Raw genomic sequence first — 14,030 nt, forward strand, 5'->3', positions numbered from 1 at the left:
TAGCCTTATGGCGATGAGGCCGTTGATCACGCTGAGGTGAATAGCGACCCAGCCAGGCCGGTTCCCGGCCGACATGGCGATAGCATTGGGCAAATAGATCGCGCCTTGGTAGAAGTACCACGACAAGTCGATCCTGAACGGGAGGGTGTACCCGCTGATCGCGCCTTCGATGATGAGGGAAGGCATCACCGATTCAGCCGCCGGGATATTGGTCTTGATCAGGATGTCCGAGTCCTGTCCACCGCTGACGAACGTGCCGCACTCAACCAGAGCAGCACCCTGCAAGGCCTCGCCATGCCGAGGAATCGGCGCCCACACGCCCCAGGCCCCACTGCCAAAGCACTGCCGATACCAGCGCGTGTAAGTCTGGCTGGCACCCTCGAAGGCCCACAGCTCCTGGCTCACCGCGTCCCCGGTATTTCCGAAGGTATGGACATGGCCATAGTTGACGCCAGGGGGGAACGTGCCGGTGGTGGTGTTCTTCGCGCAGTAACGCCAGCCCCGCAACGTACGGTCGTCGAGGTTGAAGTTCAGCTCAGCTGTAGGTACGTCTCCCATCCAGCCGCCATCACCCGTGCGCAGCACCCGATCAGGGGTCTTGTCGATGGCCGAGGTGGTCACGTTCTTGCGGGCGGCCGTCCCAAGCCCGGAAAGCGAGACCTGAATAGCCTTGATGTCAGCCGCCACCGCCTGGGCCAGCGCGATCACGCGCGCTACCAGAGTCATGGGTCACGCCTTGGCCGTGGCGTAGGCCGCGGCGAAGTCGGTCTCGGGGTTGCCGACGCCGATGTTCGTGCAGGCCTGCAGCTTCTGCGCGACGGTTAGAGTTTGCGCATCGTCATAACGCACGCGATTTGCCACGGCTGCAGCCAGCGCCGCGGCGGCCGAAGCATTGCCCGTGGCCAGTTGTTCCAGCTCGAGCAGGGTGTCGTATGCCTCGGATGCGCCGCCCAGGATCGAGTCCTTCACAGCGACCTTGGCCAGCTCGATGGTGTCATGGATCTTGTCCGCCGACCAAGTGACGCTGGTGGCACCGTCGCCGGCGGTGTCGTCGATCACAGCGCCGGCCTGCCCCAGCAGTCTGTAAAGCTCGGCGATGGCAGCCACCAGGTTGCCCTTGGCCTGGGTGGGCAGGCTGGTCAGGTCGCCCTGCTTGGCGGTGAGGTTCTTGATGTCGGTGCCGATGGCAGTGGCCAAGGCGATTAGGCGAGTTTCCATAGTCATGTTGTTCAACCCTTTGCGAGTATGTAGTGGGCAAGCGGGTCGGGCTGGAAGTCGTCAGAGACGTGAAGCCCATCCGCTTTCAGGGTCAGTCGGTTGTTCGGTTCGGCACTGATCTTGGCGCCGCCGATGCCAGGCGGCCCGGGCGGCCCCTGCTCTCCGCTGGCCACCGCCACGCCCGCCACCTGCTGCCGCTCGGCAACCAGCACATGCGGCACGGCGTCGACCAGCACGGTCGGTGCGTCAACCATGGCAGCAGCCCCCGTTAATGGTCACCTTGCCCTGCAGCCAGCGCTGCACGCTGCCGTCGCTGAAGGTGATGTCCAGGTTGTAGCGGGCCTCGGCCCAGTCGATGGCCGCCGTTTGTGCAGCAGTCATTTCAAGCAGCAGGCGGCCTAGACCAGCGATGGCCAGCCCACCGTTCTCGGTGGTCAGCTCAATGGTCTGGCCAGACTTTGGGGTGATCACCAGCGCGGCGCGGCAGCCGGTCAGGTCAACGGGCAGTTGATACACCAGCGTGCCGCCCTGGGCGCGCTGGCCCAGGCCGTTCAGGTCGTTGTATTCGAGGGCATCCGCATCCACGCGCTTGGCGATGCGGAAGCCCTCGCGGCCTTTATCGCGGTTCAGCGCTGACCAGCTGCTGCCTTCCACCCAGGTCGGCCAGTCGCCCGGCAGGCCATGCGCCGGCACGGTGAGCTGCAGCGGCGCGGTCGGCAGAATGGCGGTGATCGGCCGGTAGGTGTAAGTGGGCTGCATCAGCAGTAGCGGTTTGCGCAGCGTGGCGCCTTTTGTCACGGGCATGTCGAGGCAGGCCGGCTGTATGGCTGGCTACTCCAGGGCAATGGGGGGGTCAGTACTCGGTGAGCGGGGTTACACAGACCATAAGGTCGCCGTTCGCAACCGGGCGGATTTCGACGCGGGAGTTAGGCTCCGAGGTGTAGAACTCAAGCGGGCTGCCGCTGAGCGGTACGTTCGATAGCACCCGATTCGGCAGATCGAACACGAACTGCACGCTCTGCCCCACCACGCCATCGAAGTACTGCAGGCCATTGATGTCATAACGCTCGCCGGCGGCGTCGCGTAGCGGCCCGCCGATCAGCGCCCACTGCGACACATTTCCGGTTCTGCTGGTGCAGATCCAGACGCCTTGATCATCAAGGTTCAGGTAGTGGCTGTTGACGTCGGCGGTAACGACGCCGTTCGGGTCGCCGCCACCCTTGTATTCATGCTGTACGCTCACGCGGTTTCCCCTGTTGTCAGTTGATTGCCTGCGCTGTCCACCAGCGGCTGGCCTTGTGAATCGGTAAGCTCGTTTCCACCGCTTGAGCTGCCGAACTGGATATCGATGCGGCGTTTGTCGCCGGCCACCCAGCCGCCCGTGTTCGTAACCGTCCATTGCCACTGGCCGCCGTCATCACTCGGCGTGAAGGTCGCATCAGCTGCCTGCAGCAGGCCGTAGCCTTCCACCTCGACGGCCTGGAGCGCGTCTTCCGGCAGCTCATCGCCAGCCAAGCCGATCACGAACAAATCGGCGCCCTGCAGAAAGGCCACCGCCATCACCTGACGATCGCCAGCCCCAGGAACCGATACGGTTTGCGGCTGGATGCTGCCGAGCTGGTTGCCCTGGGCGTCGAGGAAGTAGCCCAGGAAGAAGCCGTTATCGCCAACCGTCACCAGGTGCCCGTCGCCGCCGCCCTCAAGCGCAGCCACGCGCGCCTGTAGATCAGCCACTGCCTGCAGCAAATCCGTGAGCACCCCGGCGGTGAGGGCGTTGTAAATCACGCTGCCCGCTGGCCAGTTCTGCTCAAGCGTGCCCTCGCGTCCGCGCTGCAGCGTGGCGGTACCGTTTGCCACAACGGCGCCGATGATTTCCCAGCGGGTCGGCTCGGCAACACTGTCTGTCAGCGTCAGGCGGTACGCCCCATCCGGTAGATCCAGCGCGAGCGACGTCGCGCCGAGCGGCAGGGTTACCGGCCGGCTCCAGTTGTTCACGTAGTTCATATGAATCCTGCGATGGTTCGCCCGGGCATGTCGCAATCGCGCACGGCCTGGCCGGTGATGGGGTTGTACGCGGCGTTGTAGATGAAGCTCGGCACCAGTGAGCCAGGCCCGCTTGTGGTGCGGATTGGGTGCTCGGTGGTTTCGCCCACAACGCCCAACGGCGTGAGCAGCGGCCCCCAGAATGTTCGCCAGCCGGGCTGGCCGGTTTGGCTGTAGCTCTCGAAGGTGGCGAGCGACACCCAGTTCCGGCGCACCACGGCGCTGACGGTGTAGTAGTTCCTGTCCCAGAGCGCCGCCGGCAGGTAGATCAGCCCCGCGTCGTCGCGAGGGTTCAACTTGTCCAACGACCGCAGCGTGCTCATCGTCATGGGCTCTTCGAGCTCGTGGTGCAACCCAGCCGACGCTCTATCGACAGCCGCCGACGTGCCGGTCGCGGCCTGGCCGGCCTCCTGGGTGAGCGTGACAACCTCATCAGACTCCATCCACACGTCGATGCTCGCCCCCTTGAAGCTGAAAGCGAGCTCGTATCGGTAGTTGAAGGTGTAGCGCTGCCGGGTAGGCGGAATGGGCGGCGCCTCACCAGGCTGCCAGGGCTCGCAAGTACCAGATTCGGCGTTTGGCTTGCCCCACTGGTACGAATCCGTAGTAGTGGTGATCGTCTCGGCGCGCACGGCGCTGTAGCTTGCGGTGATGTAGTCGATGTCGTTGCCCGCAAACACGGCACCGACCACCACGCCCGTGCGCCGATCCTCCCAGCCTCGTGAACCGTTATCCCCGGTGGTTTCGTCGGGCCTGTCCTGCACGTCGGGATGCGAGGTACAGCTCGGGTAACCGTCCGATACGCTGGTCAGGCGCTGCAGGTTGCTGTTCACCGTGAAGCTGTAACTGCCCAGCAGCTCGGCGGCCGTGCGCCGAATCGTAGCCGCGCCCTTCACCTCGCCCTGGTCATCCAGGCTCAGCACCAGCTCGATGATCGCCACCATAGTGGTCGCCCATCCCGCGGTGTCTGCCAGGCCAGCGAGGCTGACGCCGAACAGGTGGCGGGTGCCGTCTGGGCTGATATCCAGGGTGTTCAAACCGTATCTCGGCACGGGCATCATTCTCGAGGCCAGTGAACCGTCGTACTCGATCGCGGTCTTGGACCAGTCGAGCTGCACATCGGCCAAGGGCACTTGAGTCAGCGTCCTCGAGACCCCGCCCCGCGGCTGCGCCTCGAACCGAAGCAGCTCATCCGAAACGATGCCGAAAACGAACAAGTGGCGGGTCACCTCGCCCAGGCGTACGGGCAAGTGAAGACCGCCGCCAACGATTCGACGGCCAAGCAGCTTCCCCCCTGCGGCCTCGATCTGTGCATTGGGGGGTGGGTCCGGCATGCCGATGTCCCACAGAAAGCCATCCTGCATCGCACTGTAATCAGCCATTCGGTGATAGTTGCCGAGGTACAGGCTATAGAACGGTGGCATGGGCACTGGCGCACGACCGTCCATGGGGTCGAGCATGATCTGCGGACTGACTTCGGTGGTGTACACCAGGCCGTGGTACGGCAGCGGGTCGATGGCCGTGATCGCGCTGGGCGGCCAGGTGTTAGCCATTCGGGTTCTCCGGTGGTTTCGGGTTGCCGTTCTCGTCCAGCTTGTCGAAGCCCTCGACGATGATCTGCCGCCCCTCGGCGTCGACCATGATCATGCGGGTGATCATCTTCATGCCGAAGTAGCCACTGGCATCGAAGGTGGCGATGTAGCTGGGCTCTTCCGCGTAAACGATCTGCTGCACTGTCAGTGGGCTGGCCACGCCACCACCGCCGGGGCTGGCTGGCGGAGGCGTGTATACCCCCACTCCGACACCTCCAGCCAACCCACCACGCGGTTCTTGCCTCTGCAGGGTCCGATTCTGGCGGGGTGGGTTGAGCAGCGCATTGATGTCATCGACCTGTTTTTTCCCGGTACGCTGCTCGATCATGTCTCGGCCGATCTTGCGCCGCGCATCCTGGTTAGCTTTTCCCAGGCCGCGCCGGGCATCCTGATTGGCCTGGCCGAGCGCTCGACGGGCATCTTGATTGCTTTGGCCGATTGAGCGGCGATCATCCTGCAATGACATATCTATAGCCCCAGAAGATCGTTCGGGATGCCCACGCGGTACGAGTGTTCAGCGGTTGCCGTGCGTTCGTCGCGGTACTCGGCGGGGATGTCGTGGGTTTTCGCGCGAAAGTTGCGCGGGTAGGTTTCATCACTCGTCGTCACAGAGTAATTGCCAGTGAAGCCCAGCCATGTTTCGTCGAACGGTGGTGAATCCACGCGGCCGCCGATGTGCGTGCCGAGCCCTGGGGCGTTCCCCGGCACCGGAGGAAGCGTGGTGTCTGGAGACCCCGGCACCGACAGCGGATCACTCTCACCGCCGCCCTGCATAAGCGCGACATCAAGCGTGGTGATAGCAGTACCTTCGCCAAGGTCGAGCACATGCTGAATACGCCGGCACTTGCCTTTCCCCTGAGCCCGATCGCCAAGCTCGAGGGTGTGCACCAGGTCGATACTCAGCGCCATATCGGTGGGTACCTGCCAGCTGAGCGACGTGCCTCGATGCGCGCTCACAAGCGACGTACTGCCGCGCTTTAGCAGACACTCCAGCGCGAGCGAACGGCGTGCGTCATCGATCAGGTCTTCGCTACGGCTTTCGCCCGAAGCCTTGCCCTGCTCCCAATCACCGGCCCGCTCGTTCTCAACCTCGAAACTGGTGGATTCGCGGCTGATCACGCGGGTGGCTTCGTCCGCGCCCAGCGGCGTGAACAGCGCCAGCTTGTATTGCTCGGTAACGGTTTGCACCCAGCGACGCGCACCGACCGCGCTCGCGCTGAGCCACAGGTTGTCGAACGTGTTGACCCAAGGGATTCCGTCACCGCAAGGGTTCGGCATGCCAAGCGGTAGCTTGTAGCCACCCACCCCACCGATCATCTGTAGACCATCACCGGTTACGGCAGCTTCGACCATTTCAGTCGTCGGCAACTCGGTAGAGTCGCGGCGCCACATGCAGAAACCCTGAAGGCCTGTAAAGCCGCCTGTTCCTGTGTGCGTCCAACCGAATCTCTGATTGAGCTGCCACAACCGGCTGTACCGATAGTCGAGCGTGATCTCGACATAGTTCGTGGTGCCGCCATGGGCCTGCAGCTCGATCTGCACACTGCCGTCCAGGGTCTGGCCTGGGCCGAACACGAAATGTGGTGTGGCCGCGGCGTACCAGCTGGTCACGCGCAGGTTGCCGTAGGTGTCGGCATCCAGGCTGGCCGGGCGGGTGCTCATGCGTTCGCCGGCGTATTCCCAGTGGCTGCGGCCCTCCACGGGCTCGAACACATCCGCCGACCAGGTGCCGCCGCACAGTGTGTCGATCTGCCCCAGGGTCAGGCCCTCGATGCGCTGCTGCAGCTGGTCGCTGCACTCGCAGCCCAGCACGCGGGTAGTGGCGTCCCAAGTGGGCAGCTCGAGCAGGCCGGTGTACAGGCGTGCTTCGGTCACCACGCCGTAGCGATCGCGGCTGATGTAGTCGAGCGTCACGGCCTTGCCTATCCACTGCGTCGGCACCACCGGTTGCCCGGGCGCCAGGTACAGGCTGAAGCCCGCCACCGCGGCGGCGCCCTCTTCCCGGTCGACGTCGAGCTGGCCGGTGAGAATGGCCGTCATGTCCACTCCGCCGATCAGCAGCCGCACACGCCAAACGTACGAGGTGCCATGCACCCGGTACTCGGGCTCAGGCTGCGGCGCCACCCCGGCCCGAAGCGTGTTCAGCGGGCCGCTGTTGAGCGGGGAACCGTTGATCATGTCAGGCCTCTTCCCAGGAAAATGACCAGCCGTGGCTGGTGCTCTGCGTTTTGCTCGGCTTGTCGGTGAACACCGAGTACACCGGCATCCACGCCACCTGATAGCGCACAGCGCCCGCCACCGGCGGCACGGTAACCACGCCATCGGCAAAGCTGCAGGCGCAGCGGTACCAGAGTTCGTCGTCCAGTTGGTAGAACGCCCAGGGCGCTTTGTCCGGCCGCGGCGTGCTGGTGAGCACGAAGTCCGGCCCAGCGCCGACCATGTTCGACAGCTCGGTCAGGCGCAACTCAAGCGGCAGTGAGTAATCCAGGCCGTCGAGGCCAGGCGGCATCAGGCCGTTACCGCTCACGCGGCCGGACGCACGCTGCCAGTGCTGCTGCTTCACCGCGCTGCCATCGCTCATGCGCAGCAAGCTGCTACCGCCGATGGGCGCTTCGCTCTGCTCGGGCGCGCCGGCGTGCGTCACGATCGGCACACCGCCGAGCATGATGTGGAGGTGTGCCATGGGTACTGCTCCAGAAACAGAAAGGCCGCCGGGTGGCGGGCTGTTCAACGACGGGTGGTTCGTCCGAACTTGGCGGCAAGGCGCTGCAGGTTCGGCCCCTGCTCCGCCTCGACATAAATCGGCACCTGCTGGCCACCGCCCTCCAGAACCATACGCCCCAGATTTGGGAAGCTCGGTGCGGCCGGAGCGGACATTGCAGCCTCGGTTAGCGAAGCCGTACCGCCAAGACCAAGGCTAATGCCGGCCATGGTCGATGCCAGGTTGCGAGAAGCGGCGGCGGTCAGCACCTGCTCGCCACCGCGGAAGTTCACAAGCTCCGGGCCGTTCTCGCCCACCCAGGCATAACCTGGCGGCGCGGCCTGGGTGCCTTTGGCGAATCCCGGAACAGGTCCAGGATCCTGCAGCGTGTAAGGCTGCGTGAAATCCAGCTGTACCGGGATCGTCAGTTGTTGGCCAATCGATGTGGCCAGCGCCTTGATCTGCTCGCCGAGCGCGGCAACAGCTGCGTCGTCCAACTTTGGCGTGACACGCACCTGCTCCAGATCCTTCGACTGATCCTTCAGACCCTGGATGCCATCGCGGATGCCTTTTAGCTTGTCCTCGGCCTTGGACTGCTCCAAGTCGTTGGCCGCCAGTTCGATCTGCTTGAGCTGGTTGGCGAAGCCCTGGAAGCCATAGGTGTTCTCGCCCGCATTGGCCAGGTCTACGAGTATCTGGCGCGCCGCTTCGGCCTGCTGCTTTGCGTTCTCGAAGTCGCCGCGCACCAGCGCCTGGCGGGCAGATGCCATCAGATCCTGCGCGGTCCCGAAGGTCGCGCCGCCACGGCCAGCGCCAGCGAAGGTCGCCAGCGTATCGCTGTATTTCTTCTCGATTGCCAGACGCTGGTCGCGGATCTTGGCGATATCGACAACAGCCTTCTTCTCTTCGGCAACCTGGGCCTTGATCGCCGCCTTGGTGTCCTCAAGCAGCTTGCTGCGCATGCTGCTCATGTCGCTGACCCACTTCTGCTCGCCGGCCAGCTTCAGGCGGTTGTACTCGGCAAGGGCCTCAGCTTCAGCCTTCTGGCCTTCTTCCATCTTGTCGCGGGCGTCTTTGTTGAGGCCGGTCATCTGCTCGAGCAGCTGCTCCCGGTAATTCTGAAACTCCTTCAGCTTCACCTGCAGCTGCGCATCGGTGTAGATCAGGTCAAGCATGCCGAAGCCGTTCAGCGCGGCCTCTATTTTCTCGATCTCCTTATCCACCCGGTCGAGCTCAGCCACGTTGCCCGTCAGGCTGGCTGTGATATAGCCCAGGTCCTTACCGATAGAAACGAAGTTGTTCACGCCGGCGCCCACGAACTCGGCGAACGCCTTGAAACCTTCGGATTTCGTGGCGGTGCGGATGGCCTCGGCGAAGTCCATAACTGACTTGGTCGCCGTGCCGCCGGCACCAGAGAGGTTGTCGAATTCCTTGATCGCCTGTGTAAAGGCGTCACCCAACACGACGTTGGCGTCGCGGAAGGTGGTAGGCATTTCCTCAACCTTCGCCTTCAGAGAGTCGATCTGGCTGGTGAGGGCTGGAATTACGCGGTCAGTTGTCAGCTCGCCAGCCTGGGCCATTCGCAGAATCTCTGCGCGGGACACGCCCAGGCCGGTGGCCAGCGCGTCCAGCAGCACGGGGGCATCTTCCAGCACTGCGTTGAACGAATCCCCGCGGATAACACCCTGCTGCAGGCCACGGCCAAACTGCTGGATCACACGGGCAGCCTTGTCGCCGGTCGCCGCGCTGGCCACCAGGCCAAGGTTCATGGCCTCGACCACTCCGAGCGTATCCTCGGTGGTGAACCCCAGTTCCTTCAGCGGCTTGGCGGCGCTGATGTAGACCTCGGCAGTTTCGGAGAAGCTCTTGTAGGTGCGGCGCGACAGCTCCTGCAGGCGGCCCTGCACCTCGTTGAATTCTTCCTGGCTCTTGGTGGTGAGCTTGATACGCGAATCCAGCTCGCCGGCGGCGCCTGCAACATCCAGGTAGCTGCGCACGGCTTGCGTAACGGCGGCCACGGTGAACAACTGCTTGAGGTTCTTGCCGACGTCGAGCGACTTGCGATCCAGCTCGTTCAGGCTTTTATCCACCTGCTGGAAGGCCTTCTGCGAGTTGTTCTTGCCGTCGATGACGAGCTGCGTGGTTACCCGACCACTCATTTATCAAGCTCCCGCAGAATCTCGTTGAATTTCGACTGCTTTGCCTTGGCAGCCCGCGCCACGATCAGCGCGTTGCGCTGCGCCTGCGCCTCCTGCTTCCCGATGGCGGTCAGGAACGCCTCAACCTGATCCAGGCTGTAATCAGCGACATCAGCGAATGCATGCCCGGCAGTGATCAGCCGTTGGGCTGCAACTGCCCACCCAGCCGCTTTGCCGCCCCCGCCAGGGCCTGCGTGAAAAAACGGTGGTTCACCTGCAGCACCACGCCGAACAGCTCCAGGGCCACCGGCGCCGGCAACCGCCGCGCACTCCACCAGCCAATGCTGGTAGCCATGCGCAGCACACGGCGCAGATCACCAGAGTGCTTTTCCGCAAACTCGGCCTGCTGCTCGGTCGAGCAGGCGGCCATCAAAGCCAGCAGGCGGCCCGATGCCGCGCCGAAAGCTCCCAGGTCAGCCAGGCGAACCGCCTTCACTTTCACAGGCCGGCCCAGCACGCTGACGGTTGGGTACTCAGGGAACAGAATTTCCAGCTCGCTCATACAAACTCCAGGCATAAAAAAACCCGCCGTAGCGGGTTGTAGTAGGTTCCAGCTCAATCGATAACTAGCTGTTCTGCGCGCCATGACTTGCCGTCTGGCAGACCGTCCATAATGACGCTGAACCGTGAACGGATCATCGCGCCAAAACCATTTTGCGAATCGACGTAGCTGTGAATCTGATACCGGCAATCCGAGATCTTGGTGATGCTGACATCTCGATCACTGGTGTAGGGGAACTTGGCGCTCGTCGGTGATTTGAGCTGCCGTTTCACGAAATTGGTGGCCATCACGTGCGCCAGGGTGTCAGAACAATCTGATCTTGAAGCAGCTGGTGGCTTCGTTCCTGTTGGCGAACCGATGATGCATGACTTCAACGCGAAGAAAATTATCACGGCCAGCACCAGCCAAGTAATCATGCTGGTTTTGGGCTTGGGCTTCGCGCCACAAGTCGGACAGGCTTTGGCCTGCGTCGAAACTAGATTGCCACATTCCCTGCATTTGATAAGCGCCACGGCTTCCCTCCCATTCAATGGGCGGAATCTACCACCGGCCAGTGCAGACTGATACCCGCTACCTAAGTACCTTCTGCGCCGATGAAACGAATCAGGCTGATGATTCGCCTCTCGCGGCCCGTGCCTTGTACAACCTCGATTCGCTCTTCACACACGAAGGTATAGCGATTGCCCACCGTTATTCCTGCGAGGTTGAGGTCAATACCTTCCTTCACGCCACCACTGTAGGTTTCACCATCCACGTGCATTGACCAACTGCTGGTCGAAACCTTGGCTGAATCAACCACCCCAGTGAGCTCAAGCGTTTCAACGCCAAGGTCCTCACGCTGCTTGCAACGCTCAATAACATTGCGGGCGCTGGCAACGCGAATACGCCCCCTGGACGAGGAGGCCATGGTGGGGGTCGACCACGTGTTAGCAAATGGGCAATCGTTTTCAGCTATGAAGGTAAGCAAGTTGACCAAAGCCGAAGCGGCGTGGCCTTTAACTCCCAAAAGGAACGCCATCGCGCTGGCTGGCTGGTCTGCCAGATCAAGAAACTCATTCAGCATCTGGAAGGCGACGACGAGCGCTTTATTGTCGCCGAGCATGTCGCATGGGTCAGCGCTTCGAACCTGCACGGTGAATGACCCCATGCATGTCCCGAACACATCGATTTCGTACGGATCTTCGCCCTTGGGAATTTTCTTGCCGGCATGCTTGGCTCCAGCTCTGGCGAGGTGGCGCAGCACGCTCTGGTAGATGGCCAGGAATTCAGACAGCTTTCTGCTTCTGATCCTTAGCTCTGTCTTCGACTCTGGCACCGACAGCGATGCATAGGCCACTGTTGCCGTCAGCTCTTTCGCCTTGTTGAGTACCGTATCGGTGTGATCAAAAAACAAACCTGGATCTGGCAGCCAGTCATCCGTGATTACGTCGATGCTGTAGGGCTCGATGCGGAAATCGGTGGTGAAATCATCAGGTGAGCACGTGTAAAACTCGCCTATCTGAGGCTCTTTATAAATGCTCAGGAGGTCGACTTTTCCAGCGAGCAGCTCCTCACAGCGCCCTCGGGAAACCGGAACGAGGAGATAGATCGGGCCGCTTTCGCGTTCCTCAACAGCCATACCCACATATCGGCCGCCAATCGCATCTGATCCTACAAAAACCTGCGGGTAATCGTATTCCAGCAGTATGTGACTCAGCTCGACGGTTCTCATGCTGATTCCTCGGCAGCACTTGGCAGCTTAAAGCCACATGAGCGCCACCAGGAATAATGGCTCTTGTTACCAGTTTTCATCATCACGCCATCTTCCTTGTTGAGCGTGAGCTCAACCACCGCCTTATGCCTCTGAGCGGGGATTTTGAGAACTGGTTCCAAATCAGCAGAATCTTTGAAAACCGACACCGAGCGCGCCTGGCACTCGGAAACCGGATACCTCTTGCTCGGAAACAGCTTGCGGTGCGAATAGAAGTCGCCATCACTCGGCGCGCTACTCTCACACAGCCGATAGCAGACGAATTGGTCAGGGTCGAATGCACCGCTCGGTGGACATTGCTCGGGCAATTCCTCAAACCACTGATGTTTGACTTCCATTTCTCGCAACCCTCCCTGAGCAGGGTTGCGACTCTATCATTATGCCAGCAGTGGTTGAACTGGCCGTTCATCCAGCGAGCGGGTGTCGCTGGTTCTTCAGCTGCGCCGCGACAACCTTGCTTCGACTATGCAGGTTGCCCATAGCCAACTGGGCAACTTTAAACATCTCGTCAGTGCTCAGGGGCATGTCGCCGTCCAACAGGATGGCCCGGATGAACTCTTCGGTGGTCAGCACGCTGGCATCTCGCGGGATTTCTTTCCAGCGCTCAGCGCCTTGGTTGTCGAGGCTGACCAGGAAGCGCTGCCCTCTGCTGGTCAGCCTGGGGCGGTCTTCAGCTTGGCCATCTTCCCGCCCGAGATACTCACCCTCCATCACGCTATAGGCGGCAATGAAGTTGCGGGCGCTGTCCAGCTGGCTGGCCGGGATATCGGCGGCGCTGCGCACGCCGAAAGCGGCGTGAGTCTGCGACCAGATCTTGGCGGTGGCCTTCCGCTGCTTGGCCGCCGGCAGGCTGGCGACCTTGCCCTTGATCAAGGCGCCCAGCATATGGAAGCCGTCGGTGCCGATCGTCTCGCCGATCAGGGTGGCCATCTTGCCTTGCTCATCGTGGTACCGGCCGTGCTTGCGGATCGCTGGCAGCACCTCGGCGGTCACCCACTTCTTGAAGCGCTTCGCCTCGGCCTTGCGGCTGCGGAGGATCGCCGAGTACAGGCCGGACTCGTTGATCACCAGCATTTCCTGGGCGCCACCAAGGGTGTGCACAGTTGACACACCCTTTTCATCATCGTCGAGATGACGAGTCAGCGCGGAAGGAACGCCGTATTCAAGTGAGGCGGCTACATCGGCGGCCACGAACCACGGCTGATCATCAATCAGCATGGTGCGGACTTCGCGAGCTTCGAAGCGGAACGGAATTACTTGAGCGTTTTGCATTGTGGTCACCCTGATCGTTTAGGGTTCGCCACATCTTCGCCAAAAGATGGTGACGAACCGTACGCGGGTTGGCGAACCGGGGTCAGGGAACCCGGCAGCCCCGAAGGACTCCCACGCACGGCCCGCCATAACGCGGGCACAAAAAAACGCCATTAAGGCGTCGTGCGCCTGACTTTTCCGAGTCGCCAAACCCGACCTCTGAATTTGCAGAGGCGGGTGAACTATGCGCCGGGTGAGCCCTGGCAGTCAGGCTGCACGAAAAGCCAGCTATCAGCAGACGGAACACCTATAGTAGCGTTTTGACGTCAGCCAGACCAAGGAGGTCAAAATGTCAGCGTTTCAAGGTGCTTATTTCGTTGTCGGCGGTGTTCCATTCGCCGCAGTCATAGTTCGTCAGTCAGCGGTTTCCAGTGAGAAGGCTATTCGGGATGCTGTGGCCTTTTTCCAACCGTATTTTCCGTCGGTAGAAATCGCGCTGGCAGTGCCTGATCAGCAGGGGGGGATTAGGTTTTGGGGACGGCGCGACGTCGTCGACTATCTCGCTTCCGTCCCTCAGATCCAATGGTGTAACTACACCACCTGATTAGTAACCATCCCGCCTTCAAGTTTCTGCGCTCCCAACAAAAAGCCCCGCAACTCAGAGCGTGTGAAAAGTCGCTGATGCAGGTAGTGATCCCATCAGACGCCCCGACATTGTTCGGGGCGTTTGCTTTTGTACGATTCGAAAGGTCGCGACCAACCTTTCAGGTGAGCA

The 14,030-nt window shown here is 61.8% G+C and carries 18 protein-coding genes; 2 read left to right on the forward strand and 16 right to left on the reverse strand.

Annotated features, from left to right (window positions below; all coding sequences use genetic code 11):
* The 8 genes from BVH03_RS26660 to BVH03_RS26170 form a co-directional block, all read right to left on the reverse strand.
* Positions 1-726: pyocin knob domain-containing protein (locus BVH03_RS26660; RefSeq protein WP_218189564.1), on the reverse strand; the 726-nt coding region annotated here is incomplete at its 3' end.
* Between the two features lie 3 nt (positions 727-729).
* On the reverse strand, positions 730-1,224 hold the full coding sequence (locus BVH03_RS22040) for a hypothetical protein (protein ID WP_075963188.1): 495 nt from the start codon (positions 1,222-1,224) through the stop codon (positions 730-732).
* Positions 1,225-1,229: 5 nt separating this feature from the next.
* Positions 1,230-1,472 (reverse strand): hypothetical protein, encoded by a 243-nt coding sequence (locus BVH03_RS22045; RefSeq protein ID WP_075963189.1) that lies wholly within the window; start codon positions 1,470-1,472, stop codon positions 1,230-1,232.
* The gene (locus BVH03_RS22050) at positions 1,465-2,022 is read right to left on the reverse strand and encodes a hypothetical protein (protein WP_256574783.1); all 558 of its coding nucleotides are present in this window, start codon (positions 2,020-2,022) and stop codon (positions 1,465-1,467) included. Before BVH03_RS22050 ends, BVH03_RS22045 begins: the two co-directional genes overlap by 8 nt.
* Positions 2,023-2,071: 49 nt before the next feature.
* A complete protein-coding gene (locus BVH03_RS22055; RefSeq protein WP_075963191.1) occupies positions 2,072-2,461 on the reverse strand; it encodes a hypothetical protein in 390 nt (129 codons plus the stop codon).
* Positions 2,458-3,222 carry a hypothetical protein gene (locus BVH03_RS22060; protein WP_075963192.1) on the reverse strand — a complete coding sequence of 255 codons (765 nt, stop codon included), beginning with the start codon at positions 3,220-3,222 and terminating at the stop codon, positions 2,458-2,460. Before BVH03_RS22060 ends, BVH03_RS22055 begins: the two co-directional genes overlap by 4 nt.
* On the reverse strand, positions 3,219-4,814 hold the full coding sequence (locus BVH03_RS22065; RefSeq protein ID WP_075963193.1) for a hypothetical protein: 1,596 nt from the start codon (positions 4,812-4,814) through the stop codon (positions 3,219-3,221). Before BVH03_RS22065 ends, BVH03_RS22060 begins: the two co-directional genes overlap by 4 nt.
* The gene (locus BVH03_RS26170) at positions 4,807-5,058 is read right to left on the reverse strand and encodes a hypothetical protein (protein WP_143486041.1); all 252 of its coding nucleotides are present in this window, start codon (positions 5,056-5,058) and stop codon (positions 4,807-4,809) included. Before BVH03_RS26170 ends, BVH03_RS22065 begins: the two co-directional genes overlap by 8 nt.
* A gap of 33 nt (positions 5,059-5,091) precedes the next feature.
* Between BVH03_RS26170 and BVH03_RS26175 the strand changes: the two genes are divergently transcribed.
* Positions 5,092-5,295, forward strand: coding sequence for a hypothetical protein (locus BVH03_RS26175; protein ID WP_143486042.1), 204 nt, complete (start codon positions 5,092-5,094; stop codon positions 5,293-5,295).
* A 26-nt stretch (positions 5,296-5,321) separates the two neighbouring features.
* Here the strand turns inward: BVH03_RS26175 and BVH03_RS22075 are convergent, their stop codons facing one another.
* The 8 genes from BVH03_RS22075 to BVH03_RS22115 form a co-directional block, all read right to left on the reverse strand.
* Positions 5,322-7,031, reverse strand: coding sequence for a hypothetical protein (locus BVH03_RS22075; protein ID WP_075963195.1), 1,710 nt, complete (start codon positions 7,029-7,031; stop codon positions 5,322-5,324).
* Position 7,032: 1 nt separating this feature from the next.
* Positions 7,033-7,536, reverse strand: a complete 504-nt coding sequence (locus tag BVH03_RS22080) for a hypothetical protein (RefSeq protein WP_075963196.1) — start codon at positions 7,534-7,536, stop codon at positions 7,033-7,035.
* Between the two features lie 44 nt (positions 7,537-7,580).
* Entirely contained in the window at positions 7,581-9,713 is a 2,133-nt protein-coding gene (locus BVH03_RS22085; RefSeq protein WP_075963197.1) for a tape measure protein, read from the reverse strand.
* A gap of 175 nt (positions 9,714-9,888) precedes the next feature.
* Positions 9,889-10,254: a hypothetical protein gene (locus BVH03_RS22090; protein WP_075963198.1), complete on the reverse strand. Its 366-nt coding sequence runs from the start codon at positions 10,252-10,254 to the stop codon at positions 9,889-9,891.
* Between the two features lie 53 nt (positions 10,255-10,307).
* Positions 10,308-10,766: a zinc ribbon domain-containing protein gene (locus BVH03_RS26580; RefSeq protein WP_177344932.1), complete on the reverse strand. Its 459-nt coding sequence runs from the start codon at positions 10,764-10,766 to the stop codon at positions 10,308-10,310.
* Positions 10,767-10,828: 62 nt separating this feature from the next.
* Entirely contained in the window at positions 10,829-11,965 is a 1,137-nt protein-coding gene (locus BVH03_RS22105) for a DUF6575 domain-containing protein (protein ID WP_075963201.1), read from the reverse strand.
* On the reverse strand, positions 11,962-12,342 hold the full coding sequence (locus tag BVH03_RS22110) for a hypothetical protein (protein ID WP_075963202.1): 381 nt from the start codon (positions 12,340-12,342) through the stop codon (positions 11,962-11,964). Before BVH03_RS22110 ends, BVH03_RS22105 begins: the two co-directional genes overlap by 4 nt.
* 67 nt (positions 12,343-12,409) lie before the next feature.
* Entirely contained in the window at positions 12,410-13,276 is an 867-nt protein-coding gene (locus tag BVH03_RS22115) for a Bro-N domain-containing protein (protein WP_075963203.1), read from the reverse strand.
* Between the two features lie 328 nt (positions 13,277-13,604).
* Here BVH03_RS22115 and BVH03_RS22120 point away from each other — a divergent pair, with 328 nt between their 5' ends.
* Complete coding sequence (locus tag BVH03_RS22120; protein ID WP_075963204.1) at positions 13,605-13,859, forward strand: hypothetical protein; 255 nt, start codon at positions 13,605-13,607, stop codon at positions 13,857-13,859.
* The last annotated feature ends 171 nt before the right edge of the window (positions 13,860-14,030 follow it).

It is taken from the genome of Pseudomonas sp. PA15(2017) (assembly GCF_001945395.1).
Lineage (GTDB): Bacteria > Pseudomonadota > Gammaproteobacteria > Pseudomonadales > Pseudomonadaceae > Aquipseudomonas.

What these genes read in the sequence shown, in the direction of transcription:
- BVH03_RS22040 (WP_075963188.1), bottom strand. Translation starts at nt 1,224, where the DNA reads ATGACTATGGAAACTCGCCTAATCGCCTTGGCCACTGCCATCGGCACC.
- BVH03_RS22045 (WP_075963189.1), bottom strand. Translation starts at nt 1,472, where the DNA reads ATGGTTGACGCACCGACCGTGCTGGTCGACGCCGTGCCGCATGTGCTG.
- BVH03_RS22050 (WP_256574783.1), bottom strand. Translation starts at nt 2,022, where the DNA reads ATGCCCGTGACAAAAGGCGCCACGCTGCGCAAACCGCTACTGCTGATG.
- BVH03_RS22060 (WP_075963192.1), bottom strand. Translation starts at nt 3,222, where the DNA reads ATGAACTACGTGAACAACTGGAGCCGGCCGGTAACCCTGCCGCTCGGC.
- BVH03_RS22065 (WP_075963193.1), bottom strand. Translation starts at nt 4,814, where the DNA reads ATGGCTAACACCTGGCCGCCCAGCGCGATCACGGCCATCGACCCGCTG.
- BVH03_RS22075 (WP_075963195.1), bottom strand. Translation starts at nt 7,031, where the DNA reads ATGATCAACGGTTCCCCGCTCAACAGCGGCCCGCTGAACACGCTTCGG.
- BVH03_RS22080 (WP_075963196.1), bottom strand. Translation starts at nt 7,536, where the DNA reads ATGGCACACCTCCACATCATGCTCGGCGGTGTGCCGATCGTGACGCAC.
- BVH03_RS22085 (WP_075963197.1), bottom strand. Translation starts at nt 9,713, where the DNA reads ATGAGTGGTCGGGTAACCACGCAGCTCGTCATCGACGGCAAGAACAAC.
- BVH03_RS22090 (WP_075963198.1), bottom strand. Translation starts at nt 10,254, where the DNA reads ATGAGCGAGCTGGAAATTCTGTTCCCTGAGTACCCAACCGTCAGCGTG.
- BVH03_RS22105 (WP_075963201.1), bottom strand. Translation starts at nt 11,965, where the DNA reads ATGAGAACCGTCGAGCTGAGTCACATACTGCTGGAATACGATTACCCG.
- BVH03_RS22110 (WP_075963202.1), bottom strand. Translation starts at nt 12,342, where the DNA reads ATGGAAGTCAAACATCAGTGGTTTGAGGAATTGCCCGAGCAATGTCCA.
- BVH03_RS22115 (WP_075963203.1), bottom strand. Translation starts at nt 13,276, where the DNA reads ATGCAAAACGCTCAAGTAATTCCGTTCCGCTTCGAAGCTCGCGAAGTC.
- BVH03_RS22120 (WP_075963204.1), top strand. Translation starts at nt 13,605, where the DNA reads ATGTCAGCGTTTCAAGGTGCTTATTTCGTTGTCGGCGGTGTTCCATTC.